Source organism: Pseudomonas sp., assembly GCF_028293835.1.
Taxonomy (GTDB): domain Bacteria; phylum Pseudomonadota; class Gammaproteobacteria; order Pseudomonadales; family Pseudomonadaceae; genus Aquipseudomonas.
The window spans coordinates 1-17,661 of sequence record NZ_JAQGNX010000167.1; the positions used below are offsets into that span (position 1 = coordinate 1).

General features: G+C 56.4%; 20 protein-coding genes. 14 read left to right on the forward strand and 6 right to left on the reverse strand.

Going from position 1 to position 17,661, the window contains the following annotated elements; all coding sequences use genetic code 11:
• Positions 1-203: proline racemase family protein (locus tag JWR17_RS22365; RefSeq protein ID WP_299834919.1), on the reverse strand; the 203-nt coding region annotated here is incomplete at its 3' end.
• 123 nt (positions 204-326) lie between these two features.
• Entirely contained in the window at positions 327-1,070 is a 744-nt protein-coding gene (locus JWR17_RS22370) for an AraC family transcriptional regulator (protein WP_299834921.1), read from the reverse strand.
• 192 nt (positions 1,071-1,262) lie between these two features.
• Between JWR17_RS22370 and JWR17_RS22375 the strand changes: the two genes are divergently transcribed.
• From JWR17_RS22375 to JWR17_RS22405, 7 genes are all read left to right on the forward strand, one after another.
• A complete protein-coding gene (locus JWR17_RS22375; RefSeq protein WP_299834923.1) occupies positions 1,263-2,264 on the forward strand; it encodes an Ldh family oxidoreductase in 1,002 nt (333 codons plus the stop codon).
• Positions 2,265-2,407: 143 nt separating this feature from the next.
• Positions 2,408-2,632 (forward strand): hypothetical protein, encoded by a 225-nt coding sequence (locus JWR17_RS22380; protein WP_299834925.1) that lies wholly within the window; start codon positions 2,408-2,410, stop codon positions 2,630-2,632.
• 209 nt (positions 2,633-2,841) lie between these two features.
• Entirely contained in the window at positions 2,842-4,191 is a 1,350-nt protein-coding gene (locus tag JWR17_RS22385) for an OprD family porin (RefSeq protein ID WP_299834962.1), read from the forward strand.
• A 297-nt stretch (positions 4,192-4,488) separates the two neighbouring features.
• On the forward strand, positions 4,489-5,673 hold the full coding sequence (locus JWR17_RS22390; protein ID WP_299834927.1) for a sugar transporter: 1,185 nt from the start codon (positions 4,489-4,491) through the stop codon (positions 5,671-5,673).
• A gap of 125 nt (positions 5,674-5,798) precedes the next feature.
• Entirely contained in the window at positions 5,799-6,065 is a 267-nt protein-coding gene (locus tag JWR17_RS22395; protein ID WP_299834929.1) for a helix-turn-helix transcriptional regulator, read from the forward strand.
• A 465-nt stretch (positions 6,066-6,530) separates the two neighbouring features.
• A complete protein-coding gene (locus JWR17_RS22400; protein WP_299834930.1) occupies positions 6,531-6,962 on the forward strand; it encodes a DNA methylase in 432 nt (143 codons plus the stop codon).
• Positions 6,963-7,051: 89 nt separating this feature from the next.
• Positions 7,052-7,564 carry a cupin domain-containing protein gene (locus tag JWR17_RS22405; protein WP_299834932.1) on the forward strand — a complete coding sequence of 171 codons (513 nt, stop codon included), beginning with the start codon at positions 7,052-7,054 and terminating at the stop codon, positions 7,562-7,564.
• Positions 7,565-7,571: 7 nt separating this feature from the next.
• Here the strand turns inward: JWR17_RS22405 and JWR17_RS22410 are convergent, their stop codons facing one another.
• Positions 7,572-8,495 carry a LysR family transcriptional regulator gene (locus tag JWR17_RS22410; RefSeq protein ID WP_299834934.1) on the reverse strand — a complete coding sequence of 308 codons (924 nt, stop codon included), beginning with the start codon at positions 8,493-8,495 and terminating at the stop codon, positions 7,572-7,574.
• Positions 8,496-8,698: 203 nt separating this feature from the next.
• Here JWR17_RS22410 and JWR17_RS22415 point away from each other — a divergent pair, with 203 nt between their 5' ends.
• Entirely contained in the window at positions 8,699-9,724 is a 1,026-nt protein-coding gene (locus tag JWR17_RS22415) for an NAD(P)-dependent alcohol dehydrogenase (RefSeq protein WP_299834935.1), read from the forward strand.
• A gap of 37 nt (positions 9,725-9,761) precedes the next feature.
• Complete coding sequence (locus tag JWR17_RS22420) at positions 9,762-11,051, forward strand: MFS transporter (RefSeq protein WP_299834936.1); 1,290 nt, start codon at positions 9,762-9,764, stop codon at positions 11,049-11,051.
• Between the two features lie 30 nt (positions 11,052-11,081).
• On the opposite strand, the gene JWR17_RS22425 is transcribed toward JWR17_RS22420, so the two are convergent.
• On the reverse strand, positions 11,082-12,320 hold the full coding sequence (locus tag JWR17_RS22425) for an SLC13 family permease (RefSeq protein ID WP_299834937.1): 1,239 nt from the start codon (positions 12,318-12,320) through the stop codon (positions 11,082-11,084).
• A gap of 497 nt (positions 12,321-12,817) precedes the next feature.
• Here JWR17_RS22425 and JWR17_RS22430 point away from each other — a divergent pair, with 497 nt between their 5' ends.
• From JWR17_RS22430 to JWR17_RS22445, 4 genes are all read left to right on the forward strand, one after another.
• On the forward strand, positions 12,818-14,059 hold the full coding sequence (locus JWR17_RS22430) for an aconitase X catalytic domain-containing protein (protein ID WP_299834938.1): 1,242 nt from the start codon (positions 12,818-12,820) through the stop codon (positions 14,057-14,059).
• Entirely contained in the window at positions 14,056-14,469 is a 414-nt protein-coding gene (locus JWR17_RS22435) for a DUF126 domain-containing protein (RefSeq protein ID WP_299834939.1), read from the forward strand. The genes JWR17_RS22430 and JWR17_RS22435 overlap by 4 nt, the downstream gene beginning before the upstream one ends.
• A gap of 105 nt (positions 14,470-14,574) precedes the next feature.
• Positions 14,575-14,973 (forward strand): DUF202 domain-containing protein, encoded by a 399-nt coding sequence (locus tag JWR17_RS22440; RefSeq protein ID WP_299834940.1) that lies wholly within the window; start codon positions 14,575-14,577, stop codon positions 14,971-14,973.
• Positions 14,974-14,982: 9 nt separating this feature from the next.
• On the forward strand, positions 14,983-15,318 hold the full coding sequence (locus tag JWR17_RS22445) for a DUF202 domain-containing protein (protein WP_299834941.1): 336 nt from the start codon (positions 14,983-14,985) through the stop codon (positions 15,316-15,318).
• 61 nt (positions 15,319-15,379) lie between these two features.
• Here JWR17_RS22445 and JWR17_RS22450 read toward each other — a convergent pair whose 3' ends face one another.
• Entirely contained in the window at positions 15,380-16,162 is a 783-nt protein-coding gene (locus JWR17_RS22450; protein WP_299834942.1) for a GntR family transcriptional regulator, read from the reverse strand.
• 39 nt (positions 16,163-16,201) lie between these two features.
• Between JWR17_RS22450 and JWR17_RS22455 the strand changes: the two genes are divergently transcribed.
• Positions 16,202-16,375: a hypothetical protein gene (locus tag JWR17_RS22455; protein ID WP_299834943.1), complete on the forward strand. Its 174-nt coding sequence runs from the start codon at positions 16,202-16,204 to the stop codon at positions 16,373-16,375.
• A gap of 66 nt (positions 16,376-16,441) precedes the next feature.
• On the opposite strand, the gene JWR17_RS22460 is transcribed toward JWR17_RS22455, so the two are convergent.
• Complete coding sequence (locus JWR17_RS22460; RefSeq protein WP_299834944.1) at positions 16,442-17,638, reverse strand: alpha-hydroxy acid oxidase; 1,197 nt, start codon at positions 17,636-17,638, stop codon at positions 16,442-16,444.
• Between the last annotated feature and the right edge of the window lie 23 nt (positions 17,639-17,661).

Sequence of the window (17,661 nt, forward strand, 5' to 3'; positions counted from 1 at the left end):
ACCGGAGAACACAGCAGCGCACCGACCAATACGTCGTTGCCCCGTGGTTCAAGCATGGTGCTGGCGCGCCAATCGTCGAATTGCTCGGCCAACACCGTCCGGCGCTCGGCCATGCTGCCTTTGCCCAGCTCGGGGAAGCCATCAATGACCAAGCGGGTCGGTTCGCCGCCGGTGTGAGAGTCAATGACGCTGATACGTTTCATGGATGCCTACGCCTGCACAGGAATGGTCACTGCAAGAGTGGCGTTTCAGCAGTCAAACGGCTTGAAGGATTTCACAGGTCTGCATGACGAAATCAGCACAGCGATTTCTATGGTTATCGCCAATCACGCGCGGGCCTGGCGGTATTGGCTCGGTGACAGCCCGGTCAGCGCTTTGAACTGGCGACTGAACGCGCTGTGATCGGTGTAGCCACAGCGCAAGGCAATTTCGGTAATCGGCAACTCACCAGTCAGCAATTGCGACGCGGCACCGAGGCGCGCCTTGTGGATAAGTTGCCGTGGCGTGAGCTGGAACACCCGTTTGCATTGACGTTCCAGCTGCGCCACCGACATCTCGGCAATGGCCGTCAGGTCGGCAAGGCTGATGGGCCGGTCGTAATGCCCACGAATATGTGCGTCCACTGCGGCGAGTTTTTCATAAGCCGGATGGCTCGACTGCGCCGCTTGCAGGTCATGGGAAATACCGGCCATGCCAATGATTTCGCCCTGCGTGTCGCGTACCGCTAACTTATAGGTCAGGCACCAGCCGGGATGGCGTCCGGGGTACAGGTGCAACTCCAGTTGATCATCCAACGGCACGCCGTCGCTCAAGACCTGCACATCTTGTTCGGTATAAAAGGGCCCAAGGCTGGAAGGGAACACTTCTTCGGCGGTTCGACCTAGCAGTTCGCTTTTGTTCTTCAGGCCGCAGCGTTGAACCAACGTCTGATTCGCCAGCACGTAGCGCGCCTGAACGTCCTTGATAAAGAACACAACGCCCGGCATCACGTCGAACAGCGGGGCGATCTGTTGCAAGCTGGCGGTCAGGCTGGCGAGGTCGGGCGATGACGGCAATTGATCGAGGCGCATGGGGTGAGCCCGCAGCGAAGGTGAGAAGGTGGATAGCCAAGTTATCGAGTCCGGCGCGCGTCTGTCCACAGCTTGCATCCTGATGGATGTTTTCGACTGTGCTGAATTCTTCGATTTGGCTGCGCAAACCGCTCAAGCCAGCCCCCGCGAGAACCGCCACGCTGTTGGTTTTTGATACCCAGAGGGTTTGCCGTGATCTCACTGACGCTGGCTCAGGCGCGTGACTTGGCTGAAAACATCATGCGTACCCACGGATTCAGCGAAGGCCACGTACGCACCGTCGCCAATGCGGTGGTCACGGCCGAAGGCGATGCCTGCGCCTCCCATGGTCTGTGGCGCTTGCTGGGTTGTATCCATTCATTAAAGGCCGGAAAAGTGGTCGCCGATGCGGTGCCTGAAGTGCTGGATTGGGCTGCGGCGGTGGTCAAGGTCAATGGTCATGGCGGTTTCGCTGGTCTGGCATTCGAAGCGGGCGTGCCGTTGCTGGTCAGCAAGGCTCGCAGCCAGGGCATCGCGATTCTGGCGATCAATCACTGCGTGCATTTCTCGGCGCTATGGGCGGAAATCGAACCGCTCACGGCACAAGGGCTTGTGGCATTGGCCTTCACTCCTAGCCATGCCTGGGTCGCGCCGGCAGGTGGCAACAAACCTATCTTTGGCACCAACCCCATCGCTTTCGGCTGGCCCCGTGAAGGGCAAAACCCATTTGTGTTCGACTTCGCCACCAGCGCCGTCGCCCGCGGTGAAATCGAACTGCACCGCCGGGCCGGTAAAGCGATTCCGCTGGGCTGGGGCCTCGATGCTCAAGGACAACCCACCACCGACGCCGCCGCAGCCCTCAATGGCGCCATGCTGACTTTCGGCGGCCACAAAGGCTCAGCTCTGGCCGCCATGGTCGAACTGCTCGCCGGGCCGTTGATCGGTGACATGACCAGCAAAGAATCCCAGGCCTTCGACGCCGGCACTAAATCCTCACCCTACGGCGGCGAGTTGGTCATCGCCATTGACCCGCAACGTTTGTTGGGCGTCAGCGCTGAGGAGCATTTATTGCGGGCTGAAGCGTTGTTTGACGGGATAGTGGAGCAGGGGGCCAGACTGCCGTCCCAGCGCAGGTTTGATGCGAGGGTTTTGAGCAAGGACAACGGCGTGCAGATCCCGCAGGCGTTGTATGAGGATTTGATGGCGTTGTTGTGATTGGCTGCGCGTCCAGTCCCGTTCTTAAACCTATATTAAACTTCTTATAATTAGTTTTAATCGGTTTCACTTGAGTCATCGCCGAGCGTTTTATACCTTGGCGTCACACCACGCGAACTTGCTCACGCAAGAAGGTCATATGCATGTCTAAGTCAATCACACTCGCCGGCGCAATTATTGTGTCCTCGTTATTGCTGTCGCCCTTTGCCATGGCAGAAGAATCCCAGTCGTTTGTCGCGCAGAACGAGGCGCGTCATACGGTTTTCGTAGAACACCAGGAAGCACTTGCCGCGCAGGCTAAAGAGAACCTCAAGACTCAACAGGCGTCAGCCTCTCAGCAAACGGATGCGACTGCTAAACGCACGTAAAACGTATCGTAAAGAAGCTCCCTTCAGCGCTGATTGGATAATGCTCTGTCCCAGCGCTGGATACTTTTAGCCGCTCCCCTGCGGCTTTTTTTTTGATTTTGTCGATAATAGAAAGTCGACGAGTGTTGCGCTAATAAAAACAGTAACTTCATGAAAACAATAACTGCCACCTGCTAAATAGATTTAACCAAGGGGTTCTTATCAGCGTGATGATTCCATTTAAATGTGGGGCGCTTTCTATGGCGCTGACGGCAGCGATGTCCGCTAATGCGTATGCAGACAACAACAGCACCGACACCAGCAAAGACGGTTTCGTCGAGGGGTCTGGTTTTAATCTGGACCTGAAAAATTATTACTTCAACCATGATCGCCACGACGGCAAGCAAGACAGCAAAGAATGGGGCCAAGGCTTCATTGGCGTCTTCGAGTCCGGCTTTACCCATGGTCCCGTGGGGTTCGGTATCGACGCCAACGCCATGCTCGGTCTCAAACTTGACGGCGGTGGCGGCAGCGGAGGTACAAGTATTCTGCCAACCACGGCGCCGAACCCGAACAAGGACAACCTGTACGGCGATGCACCTGATTCATTCTCCTCGGCCGGCGGCGCCTTGAAGATGCGGGCGTTCGATACCGTACTAAAAGTGGGTGACCTGTTCTTGAATAACCCGGTCATCGCAGGAGGCGCTACGCGATTGCTGCCCATGACCTTTCGTGGTTTCAGCCTGACCAATACCAGCGTTGATCACCTGAAACTGGACGCGGGCCAGGTGAGTTTCGACAAGTTGTTCAACCAGAGCGGCGACGGGCGCATCGGCACCTATTACGGCACGCTGCCAGACAACCGCCAAAGCAAACACATGGACTGGGCCGGCGCCACTTACACCGCAATTCCCGGGCTGACTTCCAGCCTTTATGCCTCGCAGCTCAAGGACATCTGGAATCAGGCTTATTACGACCTGGATTACACATGGGTTCTGAACAGCCTGGTCAGCATCAACCCCGGTTTCCACTACTACCACACCCAAGACAGCGGCCAGGCGTTGCTCGGCAACATCGATAACAACACTTACAGCCTGCACTTGGGGGTAACCGTCGGTAATCAAACGCTGACCACCTCGATGCAGAAAGTTAACGGCAATACGCCGTTTGACTATATCCAGGACGGCGACAGCATTTTCCTCGACAACTCTCAGCAGTATTCAGACTTCAACGCACCGGGGGAAAAATCCTGGAAACTACAGTACGGCTATGACTTCGTCGGTTGGGGTGCTCCGGGCCTGACATCCGCCGTTTCCTACACGCGCGGCACCATGGACCTGACAAAGGCCACCACCGCTTCCGACTCTGGCTACAGCAGTTACTATAATGCCGACGGCAGCGACGCCAAGCATTGGGAGCGCGACGTGGATTTGAAATACGTCGTGCAAAGCGGCAAAGCCAAGAACCTCGGCGTTCGCCTGCGCTGGGCCACGGACCGTGGAGGTGATGGTTACCAAACCGTCGATCACAACATCGATGAATACCGCGTGATCGTCGACTACCCCATCAACGTGTTCTAAGCTCTGTCGCGGTTTCGACAAAGCGGGTCCGGCTGATCGGGCTCGCTGCACGTTTTTCTGTGGAACGTACCGCTCGTCACCCTTTCTGCGTGGCCTTGTGTGTCGTGTTGTGTCAACGTTTGCAGCCGCGTATTATCCGCGTCATCCCCGCAACACCTCTAATACTCATAATATTTTGCTCATCTAAGCACTGCCCCGGCAACCAGCCTTGGGCGGCCTTTTTGTGCGCAAGTCTTTTGAGGGTTGAAGGGTTGCCGCTTCAGTCTATTTATCAATTTGAGGTTTGCACTTCTTTCAATGAACACCACTCTGGATGCTCGCACTGGCAGTTGGCTAAGCGTGATCGCGCTGGCCCTCGCGGCTTTTATTTTCAACACGACAGAATTCGTTCCGGTCGGGTTGTTGAGTTCCATCGGTCACAGCTTTGATATGACCACGGCCCAGGTCGGCCTGATGCTGACGGTCTATGCGTGGGTAGTTTCCCTGACGTCGCTGCCGATGATGCTGCTCACCCGTAACATCGAGCGGCGCAAGTTGCTGATGTTTGTGTTCGTCCTATTCATCGCCAGCCACATTTTCTCAAGCATGGCGACCAGCTTCAGCATGCTGCTGATAACTCGCATCGGCATCGCCTTTGCCCACGCGGTGTTCTGGTCGATCACGGCTTCATTGGCTGTGCGTGTAGCGCCAGCGGGCAAACAAGTGCAGGCACTGGGCCTGTTGGCAACCGGCACGGCCCTGGCGATGGTGCTTGGCATTCCGTTGGGCCGCGTGCTGGGCGAGGCGCTGGGTTGGCGCACCACCTTCCTGGCGATCGCCATCGCTGCGGGTGTAACGGTGTTGTTCCTGATCAAATCACTGCCGCTGCTGCCGAGCCAGAATTCCGGTTCGCTGCGAAGCCTGCCGATCCTGTTCAAACGCCCGGCGCTGGTATCGCTGTACGTCCTGACGGCGCTGGTCATCACCGCCCAGTTCACCGCCTACAGCTACATCGAACCGTTCACCGCCATCGTTGCGCACATGAGCGGCGAGATGACCACCGTCCTGTTATTACTATTCGGTGGCGCTGGTATCCTCGGCTCAGTCGTTTTCAGCCGTTACAACAACCGTTTTCCAAGAGGCATGTTGATCGCCGCCATCGGCGCCTTGGCCCTGTGCCTGATGCTGATGTTGCCGCTGTCCGGCAAAGCCTCGTGGCTCGCGACCATGAGCGTCATCTGGGGCATGGCCATCATGTGCTTCGGCCTCGTCATGCAAGCCAAAGTCCTCGCCCTCGCACCGGACGCCACTGACGTGGCCATGTCCCTGCACTCCGCCATCTACAACATCGGCATCGGCGGCGGCGCACTGCTGGGCAGCATGGTGATTAGCCAATTAGGAATCGCCAACATTGGGCTGGTAGGCGGGTTGATCGCGGTGAGCGGATTGCTGGTGTGTTGTCTGGCTACGTATCGGTTTGGGGAGAAAGCGTTGCGGGCTTAATGGGTAGATGGATGAAGGAGGGCGCTGACGGCTTTGAGCTGCGGCGCCTTTTTTATGGGTGGGCTTGTGCCTCTTGGGCTACCTTAATTACCTGTAGGTAATATTTTGACGCTCGAGGGCTACAAGTGAGTACGTTATTTGACGTCGCTGAAATGCTCAAGGACGCGAGGCGCGAAGCCAAGCTGTCCCAAGAGGTTATAGCCACCCGTGCTGGCGTTGCCCGTTCAACCGTGGCGCGAATGGAGACATTGGCTAAAGGCGACATGAGCGTCTCTGCATTGGTCCGTTTGCTTGAGGCAGCAGGATATGACTTGAAAATGGTCAAGGCCGGCCATCAACGCACGGTCGAGGATATTCTTGCTGAGCAGCGCAGTGAGGGCTTTGATCGATGATTCTGGATGTTCATCCATTGGCGGAAGGCAAACCTGGACGCCGGGCCGGACGCTTGAGACATTCTTCAACGCTCGCCTCAATATTCCGCCCCGCCAGTATGAGGCGATGGTAGAGCAGTTATGTGAGTCCGCTGTGGCTGTGGGAAATGAAATCATTGAAGCCGCGAAGAACGAACCCGCCTGGCGCGAAGTGGCCAAACACATGGTGCATGCATGGCGCGACGGCATGGAATCGCTACGCAATCAGAAGGGCGCTGCCCATTCTAGAGGGTTGGATGCGGCCATTGCGGAGGCGGGGTTCTCCGGAGTCAGGGCGCCGGAGAAGGCGAGAGAGCAGATAGGTAGGTCTGAGTTATTGGCGCCTAGAAGGCGTTAGGCAATGTCGTTGGGCGACTTCGATACCACACACCCGTGCGGCTATCATCCGGGTTAGCTTGCATCTGAGCAGCTAAGTCAGAGGACCAAATGAATAAAACCATTAGCGCCAGCGACCTGAACATCGTTCTCAAAGACGGCGAAGAACGGGCGCTGTTCAAGTGGTTCGTCGCCAGTTTCTTAATGGGAAAACGCATCCAGGCAGACATTGCTGCCCAAGCCTACCGCGTAATCATCGAGCAGCACGAATGTGACACGCCGCTCAAGTTGAGTCACTGCAGCCATCGAGAGCTGGTAGCCATGTTGGGCGAAGCGCATTACGTGCGTTACGACGAGACGACGGCGGATCGACTAAGTGCGCTCTGCAAGAAACTCAACGATGAGTATTCCGGCAAGATCGGGAATATCAGGCGCGCCAGTGAGGACCGCGCGGAGTTTGAAAAACGGTTGGCGGAGTTCGAGGGCGTAGGGCCCAAGACCGTAGAGATTTTCATGCGTGACGCAGGCAAGGTTCTTTATTAACTCAATAGAACCTCCACCGTTGATCCACCTCAAAACAATAACGCCGAGCGCCAGCCTTGGTCGCTTAGCCAAATTTGAGGACATTCGTCATGAGCACCATCCCTCAGCAGCTTCGGTTTAGCGACGATGGCGTGATCCCTAACAGCCGGTTCCCGGTGCTGCTATACCGGGCTGTTCTCCCAGCTCAAGCGGACAGGGCGGCGGCGTTCGAATCGTTGTTCAGCAGCCATGCCTGGCCAGCGCAGTGGCAGGCCCAAGTGTTCGACTATCACCATTACCACTCTAACGCCCATGAGGTAATGGGTATCGCCAACGGTCAGGCGCGGTTGATGCTGGGTGGTCCGTCGGGCCAGGAAATCGACGTCAATGCTGGCGACGTTGTGGTGCTGCCAGCCGGGACCGGACATTGCAGCCTGCAGCAGAGCGCAGACTTCCTGGTGGTTGGGGCTTATCCCCGAGGGCAGGAGGATTACGACATTCAGCGCGCTGAGCCAGCTAATCATGATCCGTCGGTGCGGCGGATTGCGCAGGTGGCTTGTCCAGAGGCTGATCCAGTCCACGGATCTGCCGGGACGTTGATGGAATTGTGGAACCAGTGTTGATGAAGCGTTAGAGCAGATTGGAGCCCGTGAGCGTGTTGACAGGCGCCGATTCCGGGAAGAGGTGCTCTTTCAAAAAGTCGATGAACACACGCAACTTCAGTGAGGGGTGTTTGCCTGAGGGCCACATGATTCTGAAAGTACCCGACTCGGAACAATCCTTAAGAATGCTCACCAGCTTCCCACAGTCGAGCCACTCACGGATGGAGAAATCGGGTAAGTAGGCGATGCCTATACCTTCGGTTGCGAAGCAAACTCTGGCCTCAAGATTGTTGCAAACCACTGACGTTGGCAGCTGCAAGTCAATCTCCATATCGTCGCTGCGCAGCGGCCAGACCTGTAGCTTGCCGGTGTTGGGGAAGCGAAACTGAATGCACGTGTGCTGTAACAGGTCTCTGGGATGCTCGGGCACACCGTGCTCTTGAAAGTAAGCGGGCGAGCCAACGAGAATCATCTGGTAGCCGCCCAGATGTCGAGACGTCAAGCTGGAGTCAGGCACTTCCCCGCTTCGCAGTACGGCATCGTAGCCTTCCTCAATGACGTCGACCCGACGGTCGTCGAAGGTGAGGTCAAGGTCGATGGCCGGATAGGCCTTCTTGAATCGGGCCAGCGCAGGTAAAAACGGATCGCTGACAAAGGGCAAGCTTATCTTCAAGCGCCCTTGCGGCGCGGAGCTGGTTTGTGAAAATTCGGCTTCGGCCGCTTCGATTTCCGCCAGTATCCGCAGGCTGCGCTCCAGGAAACGCACGCCGTCCTCGGTCAATGTCACGCTTCGAGTGCTGCGGTTGAAGAGTCGCACACCGAAGCGCTCCTCCAGGCGCACGATGCTCTTGCCAACGGCTGACGCAGAAACACCCAGTACGCGGGCAGTTGCTACAAAACTGCGTGTTTCAGCCACTGAAACAAACACATTCAATGTGTTCAGGCTATCCATTTTTACTCTCGATAACGGGTATAGGTGGTTGCGGATAAAAGAGCTGAAGTTCGCTCATGGCGCCATTTGCAGTGCCAATCGTACTCCAGCGAGGACGGATTGCGGAGCAGAACCTCCGCATATAGCGGACCTCTCACCCACTTAATCTGCGCGATGGCGACTCATATCATAGGTGTCATTGAAACTTGACCGAGATAGCCATCATGTCCGAAACAATGAATCGCTGGGAAATTTCTTCGTTTGGCCTCGACAAATTAAGCCTGGCCACGGTGTCGCGCCCACAGCCGAAGGCAGGGGAAATACTGGTAAAAATCGAAGCGGTATCCCTGAACTATCGGGACACTCAGGTTGTGGAAAACGGCATGACAGCCACGCTGGCATTCCCTTTCACGCCCGCCTCAGACATGGCCGGAACAGTGGTCGCCGTGGGGGAAGGAGTGACTCGTTTCGCCATCGGAGAGCGTGTGATCTCCACTTACATTACCAACTGGATCGATGGCAATCCCAAGACGTGGGCAGAAATGCCGACGCAAGGTGGCCCGATCCAAGGCATGCTCGCTCACTACGTGGCCACTCCAGCGGAGTGGTGTGTACGAGCACCGAAAAACCTTTCACCTATTGAGGCCAGTACGCTTCCCATTGCTGCATTGACCGCCTGGATGGCATTGATCGAACTCGGTCATCTGCACGCCGGCCAGACTGTGGTTGTTCAAGGCACTGGCGGTGTTTCGTTATTTGCTGTTCAGTTGGCGGCCGCCAGCGGTGCGAAAGTCATCGTTACCAGCAGCAGCGACGAAAAAATCGCCCATGCCATCAAGCTAGGGGCCACCCATGGAATCAACCGCACCACCACGCCTGAGTGGCAGACAGCAGTGCTTGAATTGACTGATGGTCGCGGTGCTGACCATATCCTGGAAATGGCCGGTGGCGACAATTTGCGTCGCTCACTGCAAGCCGTAGTCCCAGGTGGTCGCGTTTCGATTATTGGCCTGCTGGAATCCGATGAGCTACGTACGCCAATCATGCCCCTGCTGGGCAGCCGCGCTTCCATCGTGGCTGTTGCGGTAGGGCCACGTCGTGCATTGGAAGACATGGTGCGAATGATTGAACACCACGCAATCAAGCCAGTTATTGATGCGACGTACTCCTTCGCGCAATTGCCTGAGGCATTCGCCCACGTTTACCGCGGTGCATTCGGTAAGGTCGTTATTGATTTCGATAAGGCTTAACACCGCTTGATAAGTCGCCTCACCGGCAAGAGCCCCTATGAGCCTTGCCCGTAGAGGTGTGAGCACACACGGACAACTTTCGCCGGTGAGTTCGTCACGCCTATTATTTCCTCAAGGTGATGGAATCAAAATGATTCATTCAATTAAACCCATGAGCGTGATGCCGTTTATCATTCTGGGGTTGTTCGGCCTGTATACGCTGGAACTTGGCGTTGTCGGTATTCTTCCGCTGATCGTAGAGCGTTTTCACGTGACGGTTGCTCAAGCGGGCCTGCTGATGAGTTTGTTTGCGATCATCGTAGCGATTTTTGGCCCTTTTCTGGTGCTTGTTTTTTCGCGTTACGATCGGAAAAAGGTTCTAATCGGTGCGCTCTTATGTTTCTCCGTTTGCAGTGTTTTTTCTGCTTACGCGCCGAACTATGGGACATTGATGGCCCTGCGCGTACTGCCCGCCTTGTTGCACCCGGTATTCTTTTCGGCAGCCTTCGCGGCGGCCATTTCGCTCTACCCCAAAGAGCGGGCAACACATGCAACAACCGTAGCATTTATTGGCACTACGCTTGGTCTGGTATTTGGAGTGCCCCTTACCGCATGGCTCGCAGGTCGCTTCTCGTATGAAGTGTCTATCCTGTTCTGCGCCGTGGCCACATTGCTGGCAGGCCTGGGGTTGCTGTTCAGGCTTCCACGCCAGCACACCTCGCCAGAAACCTTTGGCAGCCAGTTGTCCATTCTGCGAAAACCGGCCGTTTGGCTCGCAATCGTGGCGACCGTCCTGGTCTTCATGACCAAATTCTCGGTGTACAGCTATGCCGCCGAGTACCTTAAAAGTCAGACCGGCATGGATAACCAAACCATCAGCATCATGCTGGTTTTATTTGGCGTTGGCGGTGTATTGGGTAATTTGTTTGCGGGTCGAATGCTCGCCAATAATCTCGTCAAAACCGCGTTGCTATTCCCGATCTTGTTAAGTTTTGCCTACCTGATTCTGTATGCGTTTGGCAGCGCATCGGTCAGCTCGATGATTGTGATCGTGTTCGTATGGGGAGCCATTCATACCAGCGGCATGGTTATCACCCAAATGTGGCTGACCACAGCGGCACCTGAAGCGCATTCGTTTGCCACAAGTTTGTATGTTTCGGCAGCAAATGGCGGCATCGCTATCGGATCATGGGTGGGCGGGTTGTTTATCACCGCCTATGGCTTGCCGGGCACTATCTGGTGCGGCCTGGTTTTCGCACTCCTCTCCTTTATCGTTCTAGCAGCCAAAGCAGCCCTCTATGGCGGCGGCTCTGACCGAATTGGCTCAGGTGTTGTGCAGGCTGGGTGAGGGGGGACCGAAACCTCTCACGCACGGTTCTCAAATGAACAATCCGCACAGCGGTAGCAGCGCCGAGGTGGCGGCGGTCCAGATCAGCAGATCTTTGAAGGTACGGTTATCGCCGCGGGTTTCCGCCAGAACTATCCCGCCGCAAAGATGGAACGGGCTGGAGGCGATAACCGTGACGCTGCCGGCGACCATTGCCAGGGACAGGCTGTTAATGACCTCCGATGGGCTGTTCGCCAACGATTTAACCGCCACGGGAATGACCAGTCCCAGCACTGCGACTGACGAGGATTCGAAATTGGCCACCAAGGTGCCGAGGTAGGTGACTGCCATCAATACCAGCGACGGATTGTCGACGCTGGTCAGTTTATCGCCGAGCACATGCAGAACGCCAAGCTGCTCAAGCAGCGACACGTAGATGATCAGGCCGGCAATCATAATGATGATTCCCCAAGGCAGCGCAGCAATCGCCTTCTGGCATTCACCCCGAAAGGCAATATGCAGCACGATACCGATGGCGAATGCTGACAGGCCGACATCGAATTTCATCAGAACCATGGCGACAAATACGCATACCGCCACTAGCGAGGACCATTGATAGACAGTCAGATGCCACCCCGCTCCTGACGCCATCGGTGACTTCGGCACGCTGGCAACTGCTTCGCGGCGGATGAGTTCAGCACCGCCGAAAGCGAAAAAGGCGATACAAGCGACGATCAGGTTCAGCGCGATCTGCGCGAGCATGAAATGACCCGATAGAAACGGCAGGCCGGCATGTGTGGCCTGTGCCGAAACTAAGCTGCCCCACGGGCTGATCGGCGAAAATCCACCTATGCACGCGCCCTGGATGGTCACAATACCCATCAACGCAGGTCGAATGTTTTCCTGTTCCGCCATACGGATCGCTACCGGGAGGGTGATCACCAGCGCGGCCGCCGGCAACGCACCGATAGCGCAGATCGCGGCCGACAGCGCGCAGGTCACCCATGGCAGCAGCCAGACTCGGCCGCGTGCCAGTTCTACCGTGCGGTGCACGATCAAATCCGCCAGGCCACTGTTACGGGCGTGGTTCCAGAGGAACATGACGCCGAGAATCAAGATAACCAGGGAGGTTGGGAAGCCTTGATAAAGCTGCTTGGGAGTAATGCCAGCGATTTCCGCTAGCACGAATGCCGCCGGCAGCATTGCTAGTCCAAGATTGATGTGGCGCCAAATGCATACCGTGAATACCACTGCGAGCCAGACGATGGAAAAGACCTGAATCGAGGTCATGCTTTCTCCTCATGCAGCAAACGCTGCTGACGATCTTGTTATTGTGGATGACTTCTTTCGGTTCATCGGCAATCGATCAGGCGCTGTCCCAGGTATATCCGGGCGGAGCAGGTAGGGTGAGGGAAAGCATGTCGAGTGTCATTTTTGTTGTTCTCATCAAGACAGGTGGCAGTATTCAATACCCTGAACCGCACCGCAGTTTTCAATAACTACGTAGTAAATAGACGCTACCTATTCGCCTTCGTCAAGCGCTAACAATCCTGTGGCAAGACCTGGCTGTTCCCTCCTTTTTGTACGGGTTCCCCCTGAAACATGCCGTATTGGCCGGAATAGAGCGGCGCTTCACTGTTTTTTGAAGAGGCGGTGGCTAGCCGATCGGTATTCCGACTTGACGGTCAGACAGCCTGTGTGATTTATATTACTACGTAGTATTGATCGCGCTATGGCGAGACCGGCCAGCTCGTCCAGGCGATTCCAACAATAAGAGGAGATGGCGAATGAAATTGTCCGATGAAGAGCAGGCGATGCTCTCTGGAGAGATGGGCGAGGCAAAGCGCTGGGCCATTGAGCACATGCAGCGCGTTGGCGAGATGTTCGATGCACTGGACTTGGTGCCGGTGTCACAGGCGCACATGATGGCCGACCCTGAATCGCTCGGGGTCGCTGGTGTGGAGTTCCTGGAGCGGCTGGCTGGATGCCCTGATGAACAGAGCCGCGTAAGCATTTCCATGATTACCGACCCCCGTGGCGTCGATCTCAGCTACTACCGCGAACTCGGGCAGACCGAAAGCATGGCCGATCTGGAGCGGCGCACCATTGCCGCTTGCGAGCGGATGGGCATTCTGATGACTGACACCTGTATCAACTATCAGACCATCATGTGTCCGGTGCGCGGCGACCATGTGGCGTTCGGCGATACCGGCGTGGTGATCTACACCAACAGCGTGCTGGGCGCTTATTCCAACTTCGAAGGCGGGCCTTCTGCCTTGGCTGCCGGGCTTACCGGACGAACCCCGCGCTACGGTCTGCACCTCGAAGAAAAACGCCAAGGGACCAAGCGTTTCATGGTTCGTGAGCAGCCGATCGGTCTCACTGACTGGGGGGTGCTGGGCGGGTTCATCGGACGGATGTCCGGTTCTTATTGGGAGGTGCCAGTGGTGGAGGGCCTGGAGATGATTCCCACCTCTGATCAGTTGAAGCATTTCGGCGCCGCCATGGCGAGTTTTGGCTCAACACCGTTGTTCCATCTGGTGGGTATTACCCCAGAAGCGCCTAACCTGGCGAGCGTCTGTGACAACAAGCTGCCGGTTCAGGAAATCACGCGGGCCGATCTGGATGGGCTGCGCAATGATTTCGGCCACCGTGGCGACAAGGTCGATGTGGTGGTATTCGCTGCACCGCAGTTATCGCTGGTAGAGATGAATCAGGTCGCCAGCTTGCTGGAGGGACAGCGCATCCACAAAGACACGGCGCTTATTGTCTGCACCTCCCCCGGCGTGGCAACCGATTGTGATCGCATGGGCCTTACCGGGCGTATCGAAGCCTCCGGTGCCAAAGTACTGCGAGGCACGTGTTTCTATCAGCAGTACGCACGGGAACTGAGTGAAGCGAACGGCTGGAAAAGTTTACTCAGCAACTCGGCGAAAATCGTCAACATCATTGCCGGATACGGCTACCAGCCTTCCCTCAGAAGCATGGAAGAGTGCGTCGAGTCTGCTATCAAAGGGGTGATCGTATGAGCATCAAACTCAAGTGCCATAAAGGCATCGGCAATAAGGTGCAGGGCGAGGCGCTGGTAGCGAACGACAACTTCTCCGCCCGCTACGACCTTGATCGGCTCAAGGGCGTTTTTTCGAGACCGGCGCACAAGCTGGCGGGTGAGTCCTACCAAGACAAGATATTGGTGTTGAACACTGCCAAGGGCGGTGTCGCCTCAGCCTGGATGCTCCACGAAATGAAAGCACGGGGCATCGTGCCCAAGGCCATTCTGTTCAATCGTGCCAATACCATCCTGGTACAAGGCGCGGCCTTGGCCGACATGACCATGTGTGACCGTTTCGAGGGCGACGTGACCGCTCTGATCCAGACCGGTGATGAGCTGATCGTTGATCCCGAGCGCGGCGAGGTCATCATTCTCTCGAGAGGATGATGGCAGGGCATTCAACGGGCGGGGTTGCCGCCTTTCCCGTTGGAAATTGACTTATCAAACTACACGAGACGGTACTGCGCCGCGCCGCGCTGGATATATATCGCCATGAAATCCCCCCTTGATAGTGATGACCGACGAAGCAAGCTTGCCGATTACCTGCTTCCTGGCGGTACGGAACCAGACCCCCGTTTCACGCTGGCAAACGAACGTACTTTCCTTGCCTGGATGCGTACTTCATTGGCGCTATTGGCCGGTGGTATAGCGGTCGAAACCTTTACCGCTGATATTTTTATTTATGACATCAGACGCCTTCTGGCCTTGCTGCTGATGTCACTTGCCCTGTTGCTCAGTGCGCCGGCGTTTTATCGATGGTTAGCCGTGGAACGAGCCATGCGCCACAGGCGCGCGTTACCCTTTTCGGTACTGACTCCGATATTGTCTTTGGGCGTTACGGTCGTCATCGCTTGCTTCGTATTTTTCGTTTTCTTTTACGCAAAGAGCTAGCCAAAGACCATGAGCCAGCGAACCTGTCTTGGTCAGGGCGACAGCGGCCTTCAACCTGAGCGGACGCTCCTGGCATGGAACCGCACGCTGCTGGCGATGGTTGTGTGCAGCTGTCTGTTTCTGCGCTGGGCACCGACGCATCAGTGGTTAGCCATCGTCCCGTCGGGTCTGGCGTTAGCCGCCACGGCAGTCATCCGCCCAGGTTTGCGGCGACGATATCGGCTTAGCGTGATCGGGATCGGCAATGAAAAAGTTTGCGCGGGCGTAGGGGCCACTTTGGGGTTAAGCATCTGCGTGACCGCATTGAGCCTGTTTGGCATTGTTGCGTTGTTTATGCGTCCTTGACCGGCGGGACAGGGCATTTTTCAGCAGGCACAAGGTGTGAAGTCCCAGTCGGCTTCGGCAACTACATCCATTGTGTTCCAAGCTCCAGCACCAGCCCGTTGGGTGGCAGATAGAAGTCCTGGTAATAGATGCTGTCGCCGTCTGGCACTTGCGCGACGGCGTTAATGACGACCGACGAAGGTCCCATGGTCTGGTTGGAATGTTCGCTGACCCACTTGGGCGTGGGTTCGAAGCGCATCCGATGGCGTACATGGTGGATAGAAATTTTATAGCGCTGGGCGATGAACCGTTTGATGTTGGTGCCGTTGAGTGACTGCAGCGGCTTGCTGACCAATTCAGGAAACAGGTCGGCGCGGGCATAGAACAGGTTGTAGACCACGAACTCATTAGCGATGTGCATGATCCGAGTGATCTTCACCACCGGATGGCTATCCTGTCCCAGTATTTCGGACCAGGGGCCAGAGTTCTTGATCACGCGCCGGCTGAGCACCCGAGTGCTGATGGACAGGTACTCGGTATCTCCGTCATGGCGCAGAAAGCGCATATGCCAAGGTTCAGCGAGAGGCCGATCACGATTCACCACCGTGGTGCCGATGCCCCTGCGCCGCTGAATCAACCCATCCGCCACCAACGCCCGCAATGTGCGCTGAATCGTCGCCAGCCCGCAAGGCGTAGCGGCAACCCATTCCGACTCATTCGGCAGCCGTGCGCCATGAGGCCAGTAACCTTCAGTTATCGCGATGGTGAGGGCGCGCCGCAGCCTCTCATACTTGGGTTGGCTGTCGTCGTCGGACCAGTAGCGGTGGATGAATTCTGCACAATCCTTTTCGCCATTGCTTTGCATCGGAGCGGCTACCTTAGGGTATATCTCGTTGGATTAAACATGAGCCGAGTGGATTATGCGGTGTTCGACGCCGCGCGCAAATGTGTCATGGATTATTGGGGTGTGGTTGCAGTCAACCTTGACCGAGAACATGCCGTGGTCACCGACGAAGTCCCGTGGGCAGACACGGGTTCAGGTTTCACCTTGCTGTTTGATGCATGGGTAATCAACTGAATCCCGGAGGCCAGCATTCAGGCGATCTCGCCTCAATTGCAGATGAGCTGGGGCAGCATTAGAACCTCAACTTGGCTTATGAATAAACCGCCAGGTCGATTCATGAATCAGCCCTGGATGCAGGTCGGCGAGGCTGCGGCAACCTAGCAAGCCAAGCGTGCGGTCAGTCTCCGTTCGCAAGATGTCGATGGCATGTTGCGCTCCCTGCTTTCCACCGGCAGCCAGTCCGTACAAGCACGCCCTTCCCAGCAGGACGCCGTCAGCGCCCAGCAGCAGTGCCTTGATAATGTCAGAGCCGCGGCGGAAGCCGCCGTCGACGAATAGACCCATTTTGCCCTTCGCCAAGGCCGCCGCAGCAGGAAGTGCTTCTACAGCGGATATCGAACTGTCAAGTTGCCTCCCGCCGTGGTTGGATAGCACGATGGCGTCAACGCCGTATTGCAGGGCCATGGCCACGTCTTCTGGTTGGGTTATTCCTTTGACGATCAACTTGCCAGGCCACAGGTCTCGAATCCAGGCAATATCTTTCCAGCTTAGAGTAGGGTCCAGCTCGCTAGCCAAGGCGCTCGCGGCACCCTTGACCGAGTCACGGCCGGGCGGCAACAGGTCGCCCAGATTTTTGAAGCGGGGTACGCCGTTGGGTATCAGCACATCCCAGATCCAGCGCGGATGGCGCATTACATCAATTTGATTACGCCAATCGAGCTTCATCGGCTTGGCGTAATTACGGCGGTCCCACTCTCGATTGCCAAAAATCGCGCTGTCGGTGGTGACCACGATAGCTTCAAGCTCAAGGGCTTTTAAACGGTCGATCAGTTTGGCCACATGGTCACGGGTTCGGTAGAGGTAAATTTGCATCCAGACACGCAGGCCTTCGACCTGGGATATATCTTCAATCGCCGTGGTCGATGCGTTGCTCAAAACGAAGGGAATGCCGGCCTGAGCGGCGGCGCGGGCCAAATGCAAATCCCCCTGGTCGGTAATCAGGCCATTGAAGCCCGTCGGGCCGATCATGAACGGTAGTGCCGAACGGGCTCCAAACCATTGGGTCTGCAGGTCGCGCTGACCTACGTCGCGAAGCGTATGGGGGCACAACGCGATGTCTTTGAAAACGCTGCGATTGCGTTGCAGAGTCGTTTCATCTTCCGATCCGCCCTCGATATATTCAAACGAAAAATTGGGCAGTCGCCTTTGTGCTATGGCTCGTAACTCTTCGATGTTCTGAGCTTTTCGATAATCGCGACCGGGGTGGAGTCTTCTCATTGTTGTTCGCCTAAAAAAAGAGC